Raw genomic sequence first — 19,042 nt, 5'->3', positions numbered from 1 at the left:
CATTATTTTATTTTTTTCGGTAATTTGTCATTGCTATGCTTTTCTGCGATTTCTTGTTCTTGATAATCAAAGACGGGTAAATGCCATTCAAAACGAATTGCCAATAGCCGAATTGTAAAGCCACTGATGAGGGTAACAATTACAACAAGGCTATGATTAAGCATTAATTGGCTTAAACCAATATAAATACTTGCGGCAAATAATGCAACGCTGGCGTAGAGCTCTTTTTGGAACACAAGGGGGATTCGGTTGCATAACAGATCACGTAGTACGCCCCCAAATGCGCCCGTAATAATGGCGGCGATAATGGCAATGGTAAAGCTATGCCCCATATCTAATGCAATTTGCGTGCCAATAATGGAAAACACGATAAGCCCTAAGGCATCTAATACCAAGAAAATGGTGCGAAAATAACGCATAAAATGGCGAATAAACGGGGCAATAAATACAGTTAATACCGCCGCACTGGCAACAATTAAAAAATAATGAGGGTTTTTCACCCAGCCAAGTGGATAATGCCCAAGCAACACATCTCGCACCGAGCCACCGCCAATGGCGGTCATTGAAGCGATGATAATTACGCCAAAAATATCCATTTTTTCGCGTCCTGCGGCTAAAGCCCCTGTGATTGCTTCGGCAGTAATGCCGATAATATATAAAATGCTCAGTAGCATAATCGCCTTCATTAAAGTGCGGTGAAAATTTCTGTTATTTTAGAGGGGAATAGGCGGTGTAACAAGGATAAAAATACAGAGATTTTTGACCGCACTTTTAAATTTCTGCATAATGTGCCACTTATTACGATAGAAAGGAAAAATTATGTCAGAAAGTCGCTCTCAATCTTTGACCTTTATACTGAGTGCAATCCCACTTTGTTTGTTACTTTTACTGGATAACTTTGCCTTATATTTACAGGGACAGCCGAAAGCCATTTCTCATTTGAGCTTAGCGGTGCTTACGGCACAATTAGTCTGTTTACTGGTGTTTTATAAAGGGCAAATTTGTAATGGGCAACGAAGTCGATTAGTTGCAGTGAATGGCTATTTGTTCGTTTATTGGGGATATTGGCTACTGCTGAGTGTATGCTCAAATCATCATTATGTGCTGACTGATATGGTGAGTTTATGCGGTATTGGTCTTTCACTGGCAATCTGGTTTCAACCGGCGGATATGCAATTACGCAAAGCTATTTTAGTGTTTGCTAGCTTGTTTGGCGTGCTTGGTGTGGTGGTTTATGGCTTGATCTTTTTGCAACTACCTTGGCTTGCTTTGTTGCCTTACAATTTCTTTGGGCAATGCTTTATTGGGATCATTCTGGCAAATCTTTTTTTAGTGATTGCTAAAAATCGCTTACAAAGTTTTATTGCCTTATTGCCACTTGCGATGATGATTTTCTTATTATTAAATGGTGTGTTGTCCACGTTATTGATCTACTTTGCACATCAAAGTGCGGTGATTTTTCCGAATAAATTTGCCTTAGCGCTTTATTTTTTCTTGCATTTGGTTTTAGTAGCAATGATTGCATTGCCGATTTTGACGAAAACCAAGTTCAGTTATCAAACGCTGTTGTTGCTCTTTTTTATCGCCTTGAGTTTGCCTATTTGGGCGAATTTTAGTTTGATTGCAGGATAGAAAAATAGGGCAGAATGTTCTGCCCTAATTATTTATGGTTTATAGATGATTTCTACGCCTTCATCATCTTCTTCTGACCAATCGTCCCAATCCTCATCTTCATCATCAACTTGATGTTCAGACAGTTGTTCTTGGTGATAATCGTCCCATTTGAATTTTACTTCTTCTGGATTTTCAGGTTCTTTCTCTTCTTCCCTTGGATGGGCATCGAGATAATCCATAATATCACGACAAAGTGGCTCAACATTTTTACCAGTGGCGGCGGAAATTAGATAATAATCACCGTCCCAATCTAAGCGTTGCAGAATCTCTTTAGCACGCTCGTGCGCTTCTTCATCAGACATTGTGTCGATTTTGTTAAACACTAACCAGCGTGTTTTTTCTGCTAGTTTTTCGCTATATTGGAAAAGCTCACTTTCAATAATCGCAATGTTATCCGCAGGATCGCTACCGTCAATTGGATTGATATCTACGAGGTGAATCAGCACGCGACAACGCTCCAAATGTTTTAAGAAACGGATCCCTAAGCCCGCCCCCTCTGAAGCCCCTTCAATTAAGCCCGGAATATCAGCCACCACGAAGCTACGATGCGCATCAATACGTGCTACCCCTAAACTTGGTACAAGTGTGGTGAAAGGGTAGTCCGCCACTTTCGGTTTTGCCGCAGAAACGGCTCGGATAAAGGTGGATTTGCCCGCATTGGGTAAGCCGAGCATTCCCACATCGGCAAGTAACATTAGCTCTAATAAAAGATCCCGTTTTTCCCCCGGTGTGCCATTCGTTTTTTGGCGTGGCGCACGGTTTACTGAAGATTTAAAACGGGTGTTACCTAAGCCGTGATAGCCCCCTTTGGCAATGAGCATTTTTGCCCCGTGTTGGGTTAAATCGCCCAGAATCTCTTTGGTATCATTGTCTATGGCTCGTGTTCCTACCGGCACTCTTAAGGTAATATCTTTACCACGACGACCTGTACAATCTGAGCTACGACCATTTTCGCCCCGTTGTGCCGCAAAACGTTTTTCAAAACGGTAGTCAATCAGGGTGTTAAGGTTTTCATCGGCAATTAAATAAACATCGCCACCATCGCCACCATCACCGCCATCAGGGCCACCTTTCGGGATAAATTTTTCACGGCGAAAGCTCACGCAACCATTTCCGCCATCACCTGCCTCGACACGAATCAAGGCTTCATCAATAAATTTCATTTTTTCTCCTATTTCTTATTCTTTATAAACTTGTGTCCAATCGCTGAGAACATTGCACCAATCACCACTACAAATGCACCAATATAACTAAGCTGATTTAACTCTGGCTCAGCAAAGTGAGTGGGGCTAAGGTGATGTAAAAGATGGGAAAATACAATAGTAAACAAAGGAACAAGGGTAACCACAACGCTTACTTTGGCCACTTCCCAGCGATTTAAGGCTTCGGCATAAGCGCCATAGCCAATCAAGGTATTTAAACAGCAGTAAAGGAAACAAGCGAGGGTTAAACCACTTAATCCTTGCACTTGTGAAACCTGTGCAAAAGGGGTAAATACCATCGCACAACCAAAATAAAACATTAATAAAACTTGCTGGGCAGTAAATTGACGGAGGAGTAATTTCTGAGCAAGCCCATAAGCAACCCACACTAATGCGGCACAAATACTTAATGATACACCAATAAAATAGCTATTTAATTGTGCTAACTCGCCCAATTTGTTATTAAAGAATAAACCTAGCCCGATAATTAATACCGCTAGCCCAATTTTTTGGTGCAAACCTAACCGCTCTTTGAAAATAATGACACCGCAAATCAGCATTGCAAATGATGAAAGGTGGATAAAAATCTGTGCCACTGAGGGTTCAACAAACTTTAATGATGTATTAAGTAAAGAAAAATTGCCAGAAAGCCCAATCACCCCAAAAATAAATAGCCCAATATAATAGCGATTAAAGTTTGCTAATTTGGGTAGCTTTTTACTGATACCTAATAATAACAAGAGGACAACACTGGCGGTAACAAAACGATACCAAACAATAGTTTGTGGGTTCATCACATTTAATACTTGCTTTAATGCAATGGGTAATGATCCCCAAGCCATTGCTGTAATTAGGGCGAAGATAAAGCCTAATAGGGGTTGTTGTTGTTTCATTACGCTGCCTCCTTAATCGAAATCAGCCTTAACGCTTGAAATTGCTATGTGAAGCTATGTTTGTCATAGCTATCTTACTCGGTAATGTTTTGAGGTGGAATGTTTTATTTATAAATAATAAAAAAGCCCCACAAAACTGTGAGGCATTTTATTCTGTTTATTTGTAAGATTATTCAGCTACGATACTCACGTATTTACGATTTTTCTCGCCTTTAACTTCAAATTTTACTTTACCATCAGCAGTTGCGAATAAAGTGTGATCTCTACCCATTCCTACATTAGCACCAGCGTGGAATTTAGTACCACGTTGACGAACGATAATGCTACCTGCTAATACAGATTCGCCACCGAAGCGTTTCACACCAAGGCGTTTAGCTTCAGAATCACGACCGTTACGAGTTGAACCACCAGCTTTTTTAGTTGCCATCTACTTGATCTCCTCTGAAATTATGCTTGAATCCCAGTGATTTTCACTTCTGTGAACCACTGACGATGACCTTGTTGTTTACGACTGTGTTTACGACGACGGAATTTAACGATTTTTACTTTATCGCCACGACCGTGAGTTACAACTTCAGCCACTACTTTTGCGCCAGCAATAACTGGTGCACCGATTTTAACATCTTCACCATTAACGACCATTAACACTGAGTCGAATTCAACGCTTTCGCCAGTTGAAACTTCAAGTTTTTCTAAACGAACAACTTGACCTTCGCTTACTCGGTGTTGTTTACCGCCACTTTGGAAAACTGCGTACATAAATACTCCGCTATATATTGTGCTTTAATGTTAATTTCATTTCGCACATTAAAATTCATATAAATAGGTCGCAAATTCTACGGAAAAACAAATCTGATAGCAAGAACTTATTTACAATAAAATAAAAAAAGTTAGATTTTTGCTGGTTTGATTTCAGAAAGCCAAGAAAATCAGGTAAAATCAACCGCACTTTAGGCAATGGTAGATATTCACGATGACAGATAAACGCAATCTTATGGATATAAATGCAATCCAAATGTTAATTAATGAAGATATGCAGAAAGTGAATGCCAAAATTTTGGCACAGCTTAATTCTGAGGTTTCATTGATTAATCAGCTTGGTTATTACTTAATTCAAAGTGGTGGCAAGCGCATTCGCCCAATGCTTGCTGTATTGGCCGCGAATGCTTTGGGGTATCAAGGAGAGGGGCATATTAACTGTGCAACCTTTATTGAGTTTACTCACACAGCAACATTATTACATGATGATGTTGTTGATGAATCTGCTATGCGTCGCGGTAAGCCAACGGCAAATAGTGAATTTGGCAATGCGGCGAGCGTATTGGTTGGGGATTATATTTACACACGTTCTTTCCAATTAATGACACAAACCGATTCGCTACAAATTCTTAAAATAATGTCAGATGCCACCAATGTGATTGCCGAAGGGGAAGTTCAACAATTAATGAATATGAACGATCCCGATACCAGCGAAGAAAGTTATATGCAGGTGATTTACAGCAAAACAGCCCGTTTATTTGAAGCCGCAACCCAATGTGCTGCGATTATTGCTGGTGCTAATCAAGCGCAAGAGCTTGCCTTACAACAATACGGGCGTTATCTTGGCACCGCATTTCAATTAATAGATGATGTGTTAGATTATCAAGCCGATGCGCAAACGCTTGGCAAAAATATTGGTGATGATCTGGCGGAAGGCAAGCCAACCTTACCATTATTACACGCGATGCACAGCGGTGATGAAACGCAACGTCAATTAATTCGCAATGCCATTGAACAAGGTGGGCAACGTGAAATTTTAAATGACGTCTTAGCGATAATGGCACAATATGGTTCTATTGAATACACCATTGAACGCGCCCGTCAAGAGGCACAAAAAGCGGTGGATGCGATTGCCATTTTGCCACAAAGTGATTATAAACAAGCGTTAATTTCCCTTGCTTATTTATCTGTTGATAGAACAACCTAATTTTATTTTTTGCTATTATTTATTATGGAACAACAAACTAATCACGAAACAGACCAAAGTGCGGTGCAATTTTCGCAAAAATCTAACCGCTCTTCACGTAAAGCCAAAAAAGATCCTAATGCCCCTTTTGTGCGTGAAAAATTGAGTTTACCAAATGGGCATAACAAACTTTTATTACATTCTTGTTGCGCCCCTTGTTCAGGCGAGGTGATGGAAGCTATTCACGCCTCAGGCATTGAATTTACCATTTATTTCTACAACCCGAATATTCACCCATTGAAAGAATATTTAATCCGCAAAGAAGAAAATATCCGTTTTGCAGAAAAATGGGGAATTCCATTTATTGATGCCGATTATGATCGACAAAACTGGTTCGACCGAGCTAAAGGTATGGAAAATGAGCCAGAGCGAGGTATTCGTTGCACAATGTGTTTTGATATGCGTTTTGAAAAAGCAGCACAATATGCGCACGAAAACGGTTTTCCGGTATTTACTAGCTGTTTAGGTATTTCTCGTTGGAAAGATATGAACCAAATTAACGGCTGCGGACACCGTGCCGCAACGAAATATGATGATGTGGAATATTGGGACTACAACTGGCGTAAAGGGGGCGGATCACAACGAATGATTGAAATCAGCAAACGTGAACGCTTCTACCAACAAGAATATTGTGGATGCGTGTATTCCTTACGTGATACCAATAAATGGCGTGAAGCAAACGGAAGGCAGAAGATCGAAATTGGTAAGTTGTATTACACTAATGATTAATTAACAGTACAAGTAAAAAGGGAATGCTGAGCCATTCCCTTTTTGTTTAATCTCATTATTTTTTTACACGCTCAGCGTGTGCTTTTTTCTGTTCTTTCATTTTTGCGCTAATTTCACGGCGTTGTGTAGCAAGTTCTGCATTACGAATGCGGTAGTCATCAACACGACCATCATAGTCTTCACGCATATTTTCGATAATCACACGAATATCTTCCACACTCATATCATCACGGATATATTGATTAAGATTGTCTAATAATAGAACACGTTTTTGGTTGTCACGGATTTTGCGGTTATTGTCATCAATATCACGCAATAGTTTGTTTTTTAAACGATACATACGCACATACTCCAAGACATCTTGGAAAGACTGTTTATTGACTGTTTCCATAAGTTTCAACTCTCTAATAGATTAATAATAAATTCAATAAGATTTATCGATTGCATTGCGTTAATTAATGTAGTCTTTTTTACTTTTTTCGTCAAAGACTTCCGTGCTTTTTTGTGGATAAGATCAAAAATTTTTCTGAATTAAATAAAAGTCATTGATTCGCTTTCTTTGAGGTGATAAAACTAGCAGATTATTTTTACACAACAATCATCATTAGGAATGGAAAATGACACAGGTATTTAATTTTAGTGCGGGGCCAGCAATGATGCCTCGTGAGGTGTTAGAGCAAGCACAAGCAGAATTATTAAATTGGCAAGGTCAGCATACTTCTGTTATGGAAGTAAGCCATCGCGGTAAATTATTTATGGAATTAATCACTCAAGCTGAAAAAGATTTCCGTGAGCTGTATCACATTCCTGATAATTATAAAATCCTCTTTTTGCAAGGAGGTGCCCGTGGGCAATTTGCCGCCATACCGATGAATTTAATTGGTGAAAAAGGCAAAGCTTTATATTTAACCAGTGGGCATTGGTCTTCGACTGCCGCAAAAGAGGCACGTTTGTTTTGTGAAGTGGATGAAGTTAATATTTTATCGCAAGGTAATGAATTAAGCGTAGAACAGCTTGATTTCAGTGATATTGCGGAACAGTATGATTATGTACATTATTGCCCGAATGAAACCATTAGTGGGGTAGAAATTTTTGATGTGCCAAAAGTGGGGAAGGCGGTATTAGTGGCGGATATGTCTTCAAATATTCTTTCTCGTGAAGTGGATATTAACCAATTTGGGATTATTTATGCAGGAGCGCAGAAAAACCTAGGGCCTGCGGGCATTACTATTGTCATTGTGCGTGAAGATTTAATTGGTAAGGCACGCGAAGCCACACCATCTATTTGGAATTATGCCGTGCAAGCCAACAGTGATTCAATGATTAACACGCCACCTACGTTTGCTTGGTATCTCTGTTCTTTAGTCTTTAAGTATTTATTAGCAAAAGGGGGCGTGAAAGCGGCTGAAAAACGCAATCAAGAAAAAGCCCAGTTGCTTTATGATTATTTAGATCAAAGCGATTTCTATCACAATTCTGTGGCAAAAAACAACCGCTCTTTAATGAATGTTACTTTCAGCACAGGCAATGATGAACTCAATATGAAGTTTGTTACTGAAGCCACAGAAGTTGGCTTACAAGCATTAAAAGGGCATAAAGTGATTGGTGGAATGCGGGCGTCCATTTATAACGCAATGCCGATTGAAGGGGTAAAAGCCTTAATTGCGTTTATGGAAAAATTTGCTACTGAAAATCGTTAATTTTATTAATTATCAAAGGCTTGCTAATTGATATGGGCAAGCCTTCGCTGTATCAACATTAAACACAAGGAACAAAAATGCAATTTATTGATGTTGCGAATGAAGGGGTGAAATCCCTTTCCCCTTATCAAGCAGGTAAACCAATTGAAGAATTAGAACGTGAACTTGGCGTGCAAAATATTGTGAAATTAGCCTCTAATGAAAATCCTTTTGGCTTTCCACAAAGTGCCATTGATGCCATTCAAGCACAGTTGCCACATCTCACTCGTTACCCCGATGCCAACGGTTTTGAATTAAAAACCGTCATTGCTGAAAAATTTGGCGTTAAAGCAGAACAAATTACCCTTGGTAATGGATCAAACGATTTATTGGAATTATTCGCCCACACATTTGCCAGCGAAAAAGATGAAATTATTTATTCGCAATATGCTTTTATTGTTTATCCTTTAGTTACCAAAGCCATTAATGCAGTGGCAAGAGAAATTCCGGCAAAAAATTGGGGACACGATTTAGACGGCTTTTTGCAAGCCATTAATGACAAAACAAAACTTATCTTTATTGCTAACCCAAATAATCCAACAGGAAATTTTCTTACACAGCAAGAGCTTGAGCAATTTTTGGCTCAAGTACCAGCCCATATTATTGTTGTGCTAGATGAAGCTTATACCGAATTTACCCGTCCAGAAGAACGTATTGATTCTTTTGCATTAGCAAAAAAATATCCAAATTTAATTATTTCTCGCTCTCTTTCTAAAGCCTATGGATTAGCAGGATTACGTATTGGCTATGCGGTGTCTCACCCTGAAATTGCCGATTTATTAAACCGCGTGCGCCAGCCGTTTAACTGTAATGTACTGGCACTTTCTGCCGCGAGTGCTGTGTTGAAAGACGATGCTTTCGTAGAAAAAGTGGCAGCAAATAATCGCACTGAAATGCAACGCTATGAGCAATTTTGCCAGCAACATCAATTGGAATATATTCCGTCTAAAGGCAATTTCATTACCATTGATTTTAAACGTCCTGCTCAGCCTATTTATGAAGAATTATTGCGTGAGGGGGTGATCGTTCGCCCTATCGCAGGTTACGGAATGCCTAATCACTTGCGTGTGAGTATTGGTTTACCGGAAGAAAATGATAAATTTTTCACCGCACTTTTAAATGTATTAAATAAGGGCTAAAGAGAAGATGGAAAAATTAACACTACAACCTATTTCTTTGGTAGAGGGAGAAATTAACCTCCCGGGGTCAAAAAGTTTATCAAATCGTGCTTTGTTACTTGCGGCGCTTGCGAAAGGCACAACAAAAGTAACCAACTTACTTGATAGTGATGACATTCGCCATATGCTCAATGCCTTGCAAACCCTTGGGGTGAAATTTCAGCTTTCTGAAGATAAATCCGTGTGCGAAATTGAAGGCATTGGCGGTGCGTTTCAATGGCAAAGTGGCTTATCTCTTTATTTAGGCAACGCAGGTACAGCAATGCGCCCTTTGGCTGCAGCATTATGTTTAAAAGGCGAACAGCCTGCCGAAGTGGTTCTTACTGGCGAGCCTCGAATGAAAGAGCGTCCAATCAAACATTTGGTGGACGCATTACGCCAAGTCGGGGCGAATATTCGCTATTTAGAAAATGAAGGCTATCCCCCTGTTGCCATTCAAAATACAGGGTTAAAAGGCGGAAAAGTACGAATTGATGGTTCAATTTCATCGCAATTTTTGACCGCACTTTTAATGGCTGCCCCATTGGCAGAAGGGGATATGGAGATAGAGATTATCGGAGAGCTGGTTTCCAAACCTTATATTGACATCACGCTAGCAATGATGAAAGATTTTGGGGTAACTGTACGCAACGATAACTACCATACCTTTTTTGTGCAAGGTAACCAGTGCTATATCTCACCTAAACGCTATTTGGTGGAGGGCGATGCCTCTTCGGCTTCTTATTTTCTTGCTGCAGGCGCAATTAAAGGCAAGGTGAAAGTAACAGGCATTGGTAAACACTCCATTCAAGGCGATCGTTTATTTGCCGATGTGTTAGAAAAAATGGGCGCAAAAATTACCTGGGGAGAGGATTTTATTCAAGCCGAAAAAGGGCAATTAAAAGGCACTGATATGGATATGAATCATATCCCTGATGCCGCAATGACTATTGCAACGACAGCATTATTTGCCGAAGGTGAAACGGTTATCCGCAATATTTATAATTGGCGCGTCAAAGAAACAGATCGCTTAAGTGCAATGGCAACCGAACTGCGTAAAGTTGGCGCTGAAGTTGAAGAAGGCGAGGATTATATCCGTATCCAACCGCTCTCTTTAACAGATTTTAAGCACGCAGAAATTGAAACTTATAATGATCACCGAATGGCAATGTGCTTTGCACTTATCGCTCTTTCAAATACACCAGTTACTATCCTTGATCCGAAATGTACAGCAAAAACATTCCCCACTTTTTTTGAGGAGTTTGGGAAGATTGCGAGCTAAAATAGCTGAAACTGCTTAGGATATTATCGTAAGCAGTTTTCTATTTATGTTGCTCAAGAGATTTATGTTGGATGCTAACATTTTTCCCTTTTGCTTGAAAATATTCGCCAAGTTGTTGTGCTATATAGACTGAACGATGTTTCCCACCTGTACAGCCGATCGCAATGGTGAGGTAGCTACGGTTATTTTGTTCAAGCATTGGAAGCCAGGTTTCAATATAGTTTCGGGTAAGATAGATGAAATGATTTACCTCATTGTGTTTATTGAGAAAATCTATTACTGGCTGGTCTAATCCTGTCATTGGTCGAAGCTCTGGATTCCAATGGGGATTAGGGAGAAAGCGCACATCAAAAACGTAATCGGCATCAAGTGGTATGCCGTATTTAAAGCCAAAGGATTCTACAATAATTTTTAATTCTTTTTGTTTATGCCCGAGTAAAAACTCACGGAGGCGTTCTGCCAGTTCGTGGGTGGAAAGATGGGTGGTATCAATAATTAAATTGGCGGCATCAATGAGTGGGGTAAGATAGTGTTGTTCTGCATCAATCGCGGCTTCAAGAGAAAGTGAATCAGATGAAAGTGGGTGCAAACGACGTGAATCACTATAACGCTTAATCAAGGCGTTTCGTTCACTATCAAGGAAAATAATTTTTACTTGATAGGTCTGTTGCAGTTGCTCAAGGCTTTGTTCTAGCTCTGTTTGTGAGGAAGGAAGATTGCGAATATCAATACTAATGGCAACAGAAGATTGTTGCTTTGCCAAAATAGTAGCCAGTTCAGGAAGAAGTGTAACAGGGAGATTATCAACGCAATAGTAACCAATATCTTCTAAAGCCCGTAATGCAACAGATTTACCTGCACCAGAGCGTCCGCTAATAATGATGATTTCCATCTGATTTCTCCCCTGAATGATGATTACTGTTCAGTTTTTGTTTCTATCGCTTGTTCATTATTCTGATTTTCTTGTTCGTCATCAGAATGGTTATCGATATATTCAAAAATTTGCCAAATTTCTTCCGCACTTTGTGCTGCTCTTAATTGCTTACAAAGCGATTTATCCAACAATTTTTCGGCTAATTCAGGTAGAACAGATTGGGAAAATTCGCCACACACCTCGGAAGGAATAAGCAAGGCAAAAATTAAGTCCACATCACGGTGATCTGCCGCCTCATAATCAATAGGTGTGGCGAGCTGCAAAAATACGGCGATAGGTTTATCGCCTGTATGTAAACGCCCTTTTGGCATTGCAACACCATTTCCCAAACCAGAGTTACCTAATTTTTCTCGGTTAAATAAGCAATCAAAACTGCTATGCTCGGGATCTTCATCGCCTTGAATTTGATCTGCCACAATACGGCTGATTGTTTCAAACACACGTTTCTTGCTAGAACAAACCAGTCCTTGGCGAATATTTTCAAGACTCAGTAATTGTGTAAATTTAGTCATAAGTTATAGTTTAAATTCTTCACCCAGATAAACCCGTTTCACCTGTTCGTTATTCATCACTTCTTCAGGTGTACCAGTGGCGATCATTTTTCCTGCGCTTACAATGTAAGCACGCTCGCACACATCAAGGGTCTCACGTACGTTATGATCGGTTATTAATACACCTAATCCGCGATCACGTAAATCCATAATAATTTTTTTAATATCAATGACGGAAATGGGATCAACCCCTGCAAAGGGTTCATCAAGTAAAATGAACTTGGGATTGGCGGCTAAAGCACGAGCAATTTCCACACGGCGACGTTCCCCACCCGAAAGCGATTGACCTAGATTATCGCGGATATGACCAATGTTAAATTCTTCAATCAATTCTTCCGCACGTTGTTGCCGTTGCTGTTTATTTAAGTCTTTACGAATTTCAAGCACAGCCATTAAGTTATCATATACACTTAGGCGACGGAAAATCGACGCCTCTTGGGGTAAATAGCCCACGCCTTTTCTTGCTCGATCGTGCATTGGTAATAAGCTAATGTCTTCATCATCAATACGAATGTTGCCTTCATCTTGTTGCACCAAGCCGACAACCATATAGAATGTCGTGGTTTTGCCTGCACCATTAGGCCCAAGTAATCCCACAATTTCGTTGGATTTCACGTTTAAACTCACATCAGAAACCACGTTTCGGCTTTTGTAGCTTTTGGCTAAATGTTCTGCATAAAGCGTTGGCATAAGGGGATCCTATTTGTTTTTATTATTTAATTGTGCCGGAATTAATACGGTTTTCACGCGAGACTTACTGGAACCGGTGGCTTTTAGTTGTTGTTTTTTTACATCGTAAGTAATGCGTTGTCCCGTAATTTTACTGTCTAGTTGTTTTAATTCTGCATTTCCTGTGAGGGTTAAAAATTCAGTACCAAGATCGTAATGGACTTTATTCGCTTTGCCATCTACTGGCTTACCATCGTCTAATTGTTGATGGAACGTTACTGGGCGTCCATAAGCATCGACGGTTTCTTTTTTGTTACTATTCTCATCTGGACGAGTAATGACGACTTTATCGGCTTTAATTAAAATTGACCCTTGGGTGATCACAACGTTATCTGTAAAGGTAACGGTTTTATTTTCCATATCGAGTGCTTGGTTGTTTGATTCAATATTAATCGGTTGATTTGTATCATCTTTTAAAGCAAAAGCTGACATTGACGTCATCAGTGTGGCAAAAAATAAAAGCGATTTACTTGTTAATTTCATAGTGAGTTTTCACCTGTTCCTTTAAGGTTGCAATTTGTTGCTGTAAATTCCCAGTGAGTTGCGAACCACTGGAAGTAAAATTTAAGCCAGTAATGGTTGCCATTGTATCAGAGTGAATATCTTGCGTCTTTAGGTTTATTGTCGCGCGTTCTGTGCTAACACGCTGTAAACGGGAATCGCGCAATAGACTTTGTACCAATACATCACCGTCTAAATATAAAAGATTATCTTTGGTTAATTTGGCATTTTTAGCACTGATCTTCCAACTTTGTGAGCCTAAGGTTTCATCTTGTACATTATAGAGATAAACCACAGGATTCTGAAAATCGGTGTTTCCATTAGAGGCATAGTGTTCCACTTTGTCAGCGAGCGCAACATATTGCTTTTCTCCGGTCGGAGAATAAACCGTAGTTTGCATTTTCTCACCGATATACTCAGGGCTATCTTGCGATTTAATCAAGCCGGCAAGTTTTTCTGTATCCGTCTGTTGAAGGTTATAAAACCAAGCAAGTAATGCAAGGGCAATCACCGACAAAACAATATTCAAGCGAATATTCATAGTTTGAATGGCTCATTTCTTCAAGATTAATGTAAGTGCGAAATGATAGCATAATTTTGCCAAAAGCAAGAATAATTCCGCGTAAATCAAAGTGCGGTATAAATTTTTACAATTTTTTACAAAGTTTATTTTCAGCGAAATTCAGCTAAAAAGGACTAAGTTTGCATACTTTTATTGTATTTTAAGCTTAATTCACCGCAAAATGAATAAAGAAAATAGGAAAACAGACTTTGACATTCTGCTTGCATCGCATATCATTGCCACATTTTGAATAATACAGGTGAATAAACGTGCTATGGCTCGTTCTTTTGTAGAAGTAAAAAATCTCACTTTTAAACGCGGTGAGCGTATCATTTATGAACGCCTAAATTTACGCGTTGAACAAGGGAAAATTACCGCCATAATGGGGCCATCAGGGATTGGCAAGACGACATTATTGCGCCTTATTGGTGGACAGCTTTCGCCTGATAGCGGTGAAATTCTCGTTGATGGCAAAGATATTTGTCGAATGTCCCGTGCAGAGCTGTATAAATTACGTCAGCGTATTGGTATGTTATTTCAGTCTGGGGCATTATTTACCGATATGTCTACTTTTGATAATGTCGCTTTTCCGATTCGTGAACATACAACTCTGCCAGAGCAATTAATTCGAGAAATGGTATTAATGAAACTTGAAGCAGTTGGATTGCGAGGGGCGGCAGAGTTAATGCCCTCTGAGTTATCTGGCGGTATGGCAAGACGTGCCGCGTTAGCGAGAACCATTGCCCTTGATCCTGAATTAATTATGTATGATGAACCTTTTACTGGGCAAGATCCTATAAGTATGGGGGTAATTGTCAGCTTAATTAAACGATTAAATGAAGCGTTACAACTTACTTCTATTGTGGTTTCTCACGATGTACAAGAAGTATTAAGTATTGCTGATTATGCTTATATTATTGCGGATAAACGGGTGATTGCAGAAGGAAAACCTGAAGCCTTATTAGCAAGTCAAGATCCACAGGTACAGCAATTTATCCGCGGAGAGGCGGACGGTCCAGTACGTTTTCATTATCCTGCTGGAGATTATATTCAGGAGTTATTTAATGATAAGTGAGATGATTCGCGCACTCGGTCGTAGTGCAATTAATTTCTGTAAAGGGACTGGGCGTTCAGGGTTTATGCTGTGGGGCGCGCTGATTGGTACACCGCAATTGAGAAAACATTTTCCGTTACTTATCAAACAGCTATATGTTTTAGGTGTACAGTCTTTACTTATTATTATGCTTTCAGGCTTGTTTATTGGTATGGTGCTTGGACTACAAGGCTATGTGGTGTTAGTGGATTTTTCTGCTGAAACGAGCCTTGGGCAATTGGTAGCGCTTTCCTTATTGCGTGAATTAGGGCCTGTGGTTACTGCATTATTGTTTGCGGGACGAGCTGGCTCAGCGCTAACGGCTGAAATAGGGTTGATGAAAGCAACGGAGCAACTTTCAAGCCTTGAAATGATGGCAGTTGATCCTCTTCGCCGTGTGATTTCACCACGTTTTTGGGCGGGAGTGATTGCAATGCCAATTTTATCAATCATTTTTATCGCTGTTGGTATTTGGGGCGGTTCATTGGTTGGTGTGGATTGGAAAGGCGTTGATGCGGGGAGTTTTTGGTCGGTAATGCAAAACGCCGTAACTTGGAAAACGGATATTCTCAATGGTTTAATTAAGAGTATTTGTTTCGCTATTGCCGTGGTGTGGATTGCTTTATTTAATGGTTATGACAGTTTGCCAACGTCTGAAGGTATTAGCAAAGCGACTACCAAAACCGTGGTGAATGCGTCTTTGGTTGTGCTAGGGTTAGATTTTATTTTAACTGCAATGATGTTCGGTGGAAGTTAATTATTTGACTCACCGAACGATTTCGTTTCATTCAGAAAATCCGTACAATATTAAAGTGCGGTGTAAAATTAAGGTAGTTTTTATGCGACAAACAGCAAAGTATGAATTTTGGGTAGGGTTATTTTTATTGCTTGCCATTGGTGCCTTGGTCTTTTTAGGTTTAAAGGTAGCGAATGTGCAAGGATTTAGCCAAACAAAATCTTATCAAGTTAGTGCAACTTTTGACAATATCGGTGGACTAAAAGTGCGTGCGCCATTAAAAGTGGGCGGCGTGGTAATTGGGCGAGTGACCGATATTGAGCTTGATCCACAAACTTATTTGCCTGTGGTAAAGATAGCAATTAATCAAGAATATAATGAAATTCCTGATAATAGTTCATTATCAATTAAAACCTCAGGTTTATTAGGCGAACAGTATATTGCGTTAAGTATTGGATTTGACGATGGGGAAACAACAAAAATGCTCAAAGAAGGGAGCAAAATTGTGGATACCAAATCGGCAATGGTGTTAGAAGATTTAGTCGGACAATTCCTATATGGAGACAAGAATAAATCTGATGACAGCAAACCTGAAACGCAACAATAATTTCTTTTTTCGTTTTACGGAGGAATCGATGTTAAAACAAACAATGACAAACTGGTTAAGAAAAACATTAGTTATTTTCACCGCACTTTTTGCACTGCACGCAATGGCGGATGATACCCCATATGACTTAATGCAAAAAGCATCGGACAAATTGTTTAGCGATATTGCTAACAGCCAAAGTCAGATTAAGCAAAATCCAAATTATTTAAGAACTATTGTGCGTCAAGATTTAATGCCTTATGTACACGTGAATTATGCAGGTTCATTGGTGTTAGGGCAGTATTTTAAAACGACTACACCAGAACAGCGTACAAAATTTTTCGCTGCGTTTGATCAATTTATTGAGCAATCTTATGCACAAGTTTTAACGCTGTATAAAAACCAAAAAATTGACATTGAAAAACCGAAAAATGTTTCTGATAACCAAATGAGCATTCGGGTGAAAGTGGTACAAAATGGTAATGCGCAGCCGATTAATTTAAACTTCTTTTGGCGTAAAAATAGCAAAACAGGTCAATGGCAAGTCTATGATATGGCAGCTGAAGGCGTGAGTATGGTTAATACTAAAAAACAAGAATGGAGTGCGACTTTACGCAAAGATGGGATCGAAGCACTAACCCAACAAGTGCAAAAAGCGGCGAATGTGCCTGTTACATTGGGTAAATAATCAATGCACAACACATCAGGTTTAACCTCAAGTTTAACTTGGGCATTTGAACAAAATGATGATAAGATAACGCTCCGCTTGACTGGGGCGTTATCCAGAAAAACGTTGTTGCCGTTATGGGAACAACGTTATTCTTTTTTACCAGCAGATAAAATCGCGCGCCAGCAAGTTATTTGGGAACTTGCCGATTTAACGCGAATTGACAGCGCAGGTTTTGCATTATTATGTGATTTTCTTCATCATTGCCAAACGCAAGCACAGATGCAAATCATTCAAAATGCACCTGAGCAATTTCTCACGTTGGCTGATCTTTTGGGGTTATCAAAATGGATTGACCCGTTTTTACAACAGAATGGAAAAAATTAATGGAAACGCAAGAAATTGAACAAATTTTAAAAGAGGCTTTAGGGCTTGAAGAAATTTATGTACAAGGCGAGAATGCCCATTTTGGGGTGATTGTGATTGATGATGAAATTGCAGGATTATCAAGATTGAAGCAGCAACAAACCATTTATGCGCCGCTAATGCAATACTTTTCCTCAGGTGAAATTCACGCATTAACTATCAAAACCTTTACCCAAGAAAAGTGGAAGCGTGAGCGTTTACTTAATCCCATTAATTAATTTTTAGGACGTTGTTATGCAAAAATTTCGTGTTTATGGGCAATCTCGTTTAAACGGAGATGTCAAAATCTCAGGGGCAAAAAATGCCGCATTACCTATTTTATTTGCCGCTATTTTAGCGGAAGAACCCGTTACCTTAACCAATGTACCTGAATTAAAAGATATTGAAACCACACTAAAGATCTTGCGTCAGCTTGGTATGCAAGTAGAACAAAAAGACGGTGGTGTAGTACATTTAGACGGTTCAAAAATTAATCATTTTATTGCACCTTATGAATTGGTGAAAACAATGCGTGCCTCTATTTGGGCATTAGCACCGCTTGTTGCACGTTTCCATCAAGGACAGGTTTCACTTCCCGGTGGTTGTGCCATTGGCGCTCGCCCGGTGGATTTACATATCAGCGGTTTAGAACGCTTAGGGGCAGAGATTAAACTGGAAGACGGTTATGTAAAAGCACATACTAATGGGCGTTTGAGTGGAACACGCATTGTGATGGAAAAGGTTAGCGTAGGGGCAACCCTTTCTATTATGACCGCGGCAACATTGGCAACTGGGACAACAATTATTGAAAATGCCGCTCGTGAACCTGAGATTGTAGATACTGCCGTATTTTTAAATAAAATGGGGGCAAAAATTAGTGGGGCAGGCTCGGATACGATTACCATTGAAGGAGTTGAACGTCTTACAGGATGTGAACACGCCGTGGTTGCCGATCGCATTGAAACAGGTACTTTCCTTGTTGCTGGAGCTATTTCGGGTGGGCGTATTGTATGCCATAACACGAAAGCAGATACTTTAGATGCGGTGATCGATAAATTACGTGAAGCAGGTGCAGAAATTGAAATTACTGAAGATACCATCACGTTAGATATGAAAGGTAAACGCCCAAAAGCGGTTAATATTCGCACGATGCCACATCCCGGTTTCCCAACGGATATGCAAGCGCAATTCACTCTCTTAAATATGGTGGCAGAAGGGACAAGTAAAATTACGGAAACTATTTTTGAAAACCGTTTTATGCACATTCCAGAGCTTATCCGTATGGGCGGCAAGGCTGAGATTGAAGGCCATACGGCTATTTGCCACGGTGTAGAAAGCCTTTCAGGTGCGGAAGTAATGGCAACGGATTTACGCGCTTCAATCAGTTTAGTGCTTGCCGGCTGTATTGCCAGTGGCGAGACCATTGTAGATCGTATTTATCATATCGATCGCGGTTACGAGCATATTGAAGAGAAATTACGTGGGTTAGGCGCAAAAATTGAGCGTTTTACAGAAAAGGATATTTCAGAATAAAAAAGAAGTAAATATCCTGTAAGGATGACTTCTTTCCATTATCAAATTAATAAAATAGCCAACA

At 39.7% G+C, this 19,042-nt stretch carries 24 protein-coding genes; 13 read left to right on the top strand and 11 right to left on the bottom strand.

The annotated features are described in order from the left end of the window. Positions 1-2 precede the first annotated feature (2 nt). Positions 3-674: a trimeric intracellular cation channel family protein gene (locus L5B90_RS03455; protein WP_265762158.1), complete on the bottom strand. Its 672-nt coding sequence runs from the start codon at positions 672-674 to the stop codon at positions 3-5. 145 nt (positions 675-819) lie between these two features. Here L5B90_RS03455 and L5B90_RS03450 point away from each other — a divergent pair, with 145 nt between their 5' ends. Next, complete coding sequence (locus L5B90_RS03450) at positions 820-1,632, top strand: hypothetical protein (protein ID WP_265762157.1); 813 nt, start codon at positions 820-822, stop codon at positions 1,630-1,632. Positions 1,633-1,664: 32 nt separating this feature from the next. Here the strand turns inward: L5B90_RS03450 and cgtA are convergent, their stop codons facing one another. The 4 genes from cgtA to rplU all read right to left on the bottom strand — a co-directional run bounded on the left by cgtA (position 1,665) and on the right by rplU (position 4,528). Next, positions 1,665-2,837: an Obg family GTPase CgtA gene (gene cgtA, locus L5B90_RS03445; RefSeq protein ID WP_265762156.1), complete on the bottom strand. Its 1,173-nt coding sequence runs from the start codon at positions 2,835-2,837 to the stop codon at positions 1,665-1,667. An 8-nt stretch (positions 2,838-2,845) separates the two neighbouring features. After that, positions 2,846-3,769 carry a DMT family transporter gene (locus tag L5B90_RS03440; protein ID WP_265762154.1) on the bottom strand — a complete coding sequence of 308 codons (924 nt, stop codon included), beginning with the start codon at positions 3,767-3,769 and terminating at the stop codon, positions 2,846-2,848. A gap of 169 nt (positions 3,770-3,938) precedes the next feature. Continuing rightward, positions 3,939-4,196: a 50S ribosomal protein L27 gene (rpmA, locus tag L5B90_RS03435; protein WP_103853279.1), complete on the bottom strand. Its 258-nt coding sequence runs from the start codon at positions 4,194-4,196 to the stop codon at positions 3,939-3,941. A gap of 20 nt (positions 4,197-4,216) precedes the next feature. After that, complete coding sequence (gene rplU / locus L5B90_RS03430; protein WP_265754234.1) at positions 4,217-4,528, bottom strand: 50S ribosomal protein L21; 312 nt, start codon at positions 4,526-4,528, stop codon at positions 4,217-4,219. 235 nt (positions 4,529-4,763) lie between these two features. Here rplU and ispB point away from each other — a divergent pair, with 235 nt between their 5' ends. Both ispB and L5B90_RS03420 read left to right on the top strand, forming a co-directional pair. Continuing rightward, positions 4,764-5,735 (top strand): octaprenyl diphosphate synthase, encoded by a 972-nt coding sequence (gene ispB, locus L5B90_RS03425; RefSeq protein WP_265762546.1) that lies wholly within the window; start codon positions 4,764-4,766, stop codon positions 5,733-5,735. A gap of 24 nt (positions 5,736-5,759) precedes the next feature. Then, the gene (locus L5B90_RS03420; RefSeq protein ID WP_265762153.1) at positions 5,760-6,503 is read left to right on the top strand and encodes an epoxyqueuosine reductase QueH; all 744 of its coding nucleotides are present in this window, start codon (positions 5,760-5,762) and stop codon (positions 6,501-6,503) included. A gap of 55 nt (positions 6,504-6,558) precedes the next feature. Here L5B90_RS03420 and L5B90_RS03415 read toward each other — a convergent pair whose 3' ends face one another. Continuing rightward, complete coding sequence (locus L5B90_RS03415) at positions 6,559-6,894, bottom strand: DUF496 family protein (protein ID WP_250350674.1); 336 nt, start codon at positions 6,892-6,894, stop codon at positions 6,559-6,561. 226 nt (positions 6,895-7,120) lie between these two features. Here L5B90_RS03415 and serC point away from each other — a divergent pair, with 226 nt between their 5' ends. The 3 genes from serC (at position 7,121) to aroA (ending at position 10,681) form a co-directional block, all read left to right on the top strand. Next, positions 7,121-8,203 carry a 3-phosphoserine/phosphohydroxythreonine transaminase gene (serC, locus tag L5B90_RS03410; RefSeq protein WP_265762152.1) on the top strand — a complete coding sequence of 361 codons (1,083 nt, stop codon included), beginning with the start codon at positions 7,121-7,123 and terminating at the stop codon, positions 8,201-8,203. 77 nt (positions 8,204-8,280) lie between these two features. Beyond that, entirely contained in the window at positions 8,281-9,381 is a 1,101-nt protein-coding gene (gene hisC, locus L5B90_RS03405; protein ID WP_265762151.1) for a histidinol-phosphate transaminase, read from the top strand. Positions 9,382-9,388: 7 nt separating this feature from the next. Further along, on the top strand, positions 9,389-10,681 hold the full coding sequence (gene aroA, locus L5B90_RS03400; RefSeq protein WP_265762150.1) for a 3-phosphoshikimate 1-carboxyvinyltransferase: 1,293 nt from the start codon (positions 9,389-9,391) through the stop codon (positions 10,679-10,681). A gap of 40 nt (positions 10,682-10,721) precedes the next feature. Here the strand turns inward: aroA and rapZ are convergent, their stop codons facing one another. The 5 genes from rapZ to lptC are packed head-to-tail and all read right to left on the bottom strand — an operon-like array spanning position 10,722 to position 13,937. Then, complete coding sequence (gene rapZ / locus L5B90_RS03395) at positions 10,722-11,573, bottom strand: RNase adapter RapZ (protein WP_265762149.1); 852 nt, start codon at positions 11,571-11,573, stop codon at positions 10,722-10,724. A 23-nt stretch (positions 11,574-11,596) separates the two neighbouring features. Next, the gene (gene ptsN, locus L5B90_RS03390) at positions 11,597-12,127 is read right to left on the bottom strand and encodes a PTS IIA-like nitrogen regulatory protein PtsN (RefSeq protein ID WP_265762148.1); all 531 of its coding nucleotides are present in this window, start codon (positions 12,125-12,127) and stop codon (positions 11,597-11,599) included. Positions 12,128-12,130: 3 nt separating this feature from the next. After that, complete coding sequence (gene lptB, locus L5B90_RS03385) at positions 12,131-12,856, bottom strand: LPS export ABC transporter ATP-binding protein (RefSeq protein WP_250350659.1); 726 nt, start codon at positions 12,854-12,856, stop codon at positions 12,131-12,133. A gap of 9 nt (positions 12,857-12,865) precedes the next feature. Beyond that, positions 12,866-13,378 (bottom strand): lipopolysaccharide transport periplasmic protein LptA, encoded by a 513-nt coding sequence (gene lptA, locus L5B90_RS03380; protein WP_250350658.1) that lies wholly within the window; start codon positions 13,376-13,378, stop codon positions 12,866-12,868. Then, on the bottom strand, positions 13,362-13,937 hold the full coding sequence (gene lptC / locus L5B90_RS03375; RefSeq protein ID WP_250364295.1) for an LPS export ABC transporter periplasmic protein LptC: 576 nt from the start codon (positions 13,935-13,937) through the stop codon (positions 13,362-13,364). Before lptC ends, lptA begins: the two co-directional genes overlap by 17 nt. A 295-nt stretch (positions 13,938-14,232) precedes the next feature. Between lptC and mlaF the strand changes: the two genes are divergently transcribed. The 7 genes from mlaF (at position 14,233) to murA (ending at position 18,978) form a co-directional block, all read left to right on the top strand. Next, complete coding sequence (mlaF, locus tag L5B90_RS03370; protein ID WP_250350656.1) at positions 14,233-15,033, top strand: phospholipid ABC transporter ATP-binding protein MlaF; 801 nt, start codon at positions 14,233-14,235, stop codon at positions 15,031-15,033. Next, a complete protein-coding gene (mlaE, locus tag L5B90_RS03365) occupies positions 15,023-15,808 on the top strand; it encodes a lipid asymmetry maintenance ABC transporter permease subunit MlaE (RefSeq protein ID WP_250364296.1) in 786 nt (261 codons plus the stop codon). Before mlaF ends, mlaE begins: the two co-directional genes overlap by 11 nt. A gap of 82 nt (positions 15,809-15,890) precedes the next feature. Beyond that, positions 15,891-16,394, top strand: a complete 504-nt coding sequence (gene mlaD, locus L5B90_RS03360; protein WP_250364297.1) for an outer membrane lipid asymmetry maintenance protein MlaD — start codon at positions 15,891-15,893, stop codon at positions 16,392-16,394. Between the two features lie 28 nt (positions 16,395-16,422). Beyond that, positions 16,423-17,061 carry a phospholipid-binding protein MlaC gene (gene mlaC, locus L5B90_RS03355; RefSeq protein ID WP_250364298.1) on the top strand — a complete coding sequence of 213 codons (639 nt, stop codon included), beginning with the start codon at positions 16,423-16,425 and terminating at the stop codon, positions 17,059-17,061. 3 nt (positions 17,062-17,064) lie between these two features. After that, positions 17,065-17,427 carry an STAS domain-containing protein gene (locus L5B90_RS03350; RefSeq protein WP_265762146.1) on the top strand — a complete coding sequence of 121 codons (363 nt, stop codon included), beginning with the start codon at positions 17,065-17,067 and terminating at the stop codon, positions 17,425-17,427. Further along, positions 17,427-17,684 (top strand): BolA family protein, encoded by a 258-nt coding sequence (locus L5B90_RS03345; RefSeq protein WP_250350651.1) that lies wholly within the window; start codon positions 17,427-17,429, stop codon positions 17,682-17,684. The genes L5B90_RS03350 and L5B90_RS03345 overlap by 1 nt, the downstream gene beginning before the upstream one ends. A 16-nt stretch (positions 17,685-17,700) precedes the next feature. Further along, positions 17,701-18,978, top strand: a complete 1,278-nt coding sequence (gene murA, locus L5B90_RS03340; RefSeq protein ID WP_265762145.1) for a UDP-N-acetylglucosamine 1-carboxyvinyltransferase — start codon at positions 17,701-17,703, stop codon at positions 18,976-18,978. The last annotated feature ends 64 nt before the right edge of the window (positions 18,979-19,042 follow it).

It is taken from the genome of Avibacterium sp. 20-129, from assembly GCF_026226845.1.
Classification (GTDB): domain Bacteria; phylum Pseudomonadota; class Gammaproteobacteria; order Enterobacterales; family Pasteurellaceae; genus Avibacterium.
Note: the sequence above shows the minus strand (reverse complement) of the source record. Positions and strands in the feature narration are given on the sequence as shown.

Coding starts and splice junctions, on each gene's coding strand:
- serC (WP_265762152.1), top strand. CDS start 7,121: ATGACACAGGTATTTAATTTTAGTGCGGGGCCAGCAATGATGCCTCGT.
- L5B90_RS03455 (WP_265762158.1), bottom strand. CDS start 674: ATGCTACTGAGCATTTTATATATTATCGGCATTACTGCCGAAGCAATC.
- mlaE (WP_250364296.1), top strand. CDS start 15,023: ATGATAAGTGAGATGATTCGCGCACTCGGTCGTAGTGCAATTAATTTC.
- L5B90_RS03345 (WP_250350651.1), top strand. CDS start 17,427: ATGGAAACGCAAGAAATTGAACAAATTTTAAAAGAGGCTTTAGGGCTT.
- cgtA (WP_265762156.1), bottom strand. CDS start 2,837: ATGAAATTTATTGATGAAGCCTTGATTCGTGTCGAGGCAGGTGATGGC.
- rplU (WP_265754234.1), bottom strand. CDS start 4,528: ATGTACGCAGTTTTCCAAAGTGGCGGTAAACAACACCGAGTAAGCGAA.
- rapZ (WP_265762149.1), bottom strand. CDS start 11,573: ATGGAAATCATCATTATTAGCGGACGCTCTGGTGCAGGTAAATCTGTT.
- ptsN (WP_265762148.1), bottom strand. CDS start 12,127: ATGACTAAATTTACACAATTACTGAGTCTTGAAAATATTCGCCAAGGA.
- lptB (WP_250350659.1), bottom strand. CDS start 12,856: ATGCCAACGCTTTATGCAGAACATTTAGCCAAAAGCTACAAAAGCCGA.
- L5B90_RS03440 (WP_265762154.1), bottom strand. CDS start 3,769: ATGAAACAACAACAACCCCTATTAGGCTTTATCTTCGCCCTAATTACA.
- L5B90_RS03415 (WP_250350674.1), bottom strand. CDS start 6,894: ATGGAAACAGTCAATAAACAGTCTTTCCAAGATGTCTTGGAGTATGTG.
- mlaD (WP_250364297.1), top strand. CDS start 15,891: ATGCGACAAACAGCAAAGTATGAATTTTGGGTAGGGTTATTTTTATTG.
- lptC (WP_250364295.1), bottom strand. CDS start 13,937: ATGAATATTCGCTTGAATATTGTTTTGTCGGTGATTGCCCTTGCATTA.
- hisC (WP_265762151.1), top strand. CDS start 8,281: ATGCAATTTATTGATGTTGCGAATGAAGGGGTGAAATCCCTTTCCCCT.
- aroA (WP_265762150.1), top strand. CDS start 9,389: ATGGAAAAATTAACACTACAACCTATTTCTTTGGTAGAGGGAGAAATT.
- L5B90_RS03420 (WP_265762153.1), top strand. CDS start 5,760: ATGGAACAACAAACTAATCACGAAACAGACCAAAGTGCGGTGCAATTT.
- L5B90_RS03350 (WP_265762146.1), top strand. CDS start 17,065: ATGCACAACACATCAGGTTTAACCTCAAGTTTAACTTGGGCATTTGAA.
- murA (WP_265762145.1), top strand. CDS start 17,701: ATGCAAAAATTTCGTGTTTATGGGCAATCTCGTTTAAACGGAGATGTC.
- mlaF (WP_250350656.1), top strand. CDS start 14,233: ATGGCTCGTTCTTTTGTAGAAGTAAAAAATCTCACTTTTAAACGCGGT.
- lptA (WP_250350658.1), bottom strand. CDS start 13,378: ATGAAATTAACAAGTAAATCGCTTTTATTTTTTGCCACACTGATGACG.
- mlaC (WP_250364298.1), top strand. CDS start 16,423: ATGTTAAAACAAACAATGACAAACTGGTTAAGAAAAACATTAGTTATT.
- L5B90_RS03450 (WP_265762157.1), top strand. CDS start 820: ATGTCAGAAAGTCGCTCTCAATCTTTGACCTTTATACTGAGTGCAATC.
- rpmA (WP_103853279.1), bottom strand. CDS start 4,196: ATGGCAACTAAAAAAGCTGGTGGTTCAACTCGTAACGGTCGTGATTCT.
- ispB (WP_265762546.1), top strand. CDS start 4,764: ATGGATATAAATGCAATCCAAATGTTAATTAATGAAGATATGCAGAAA.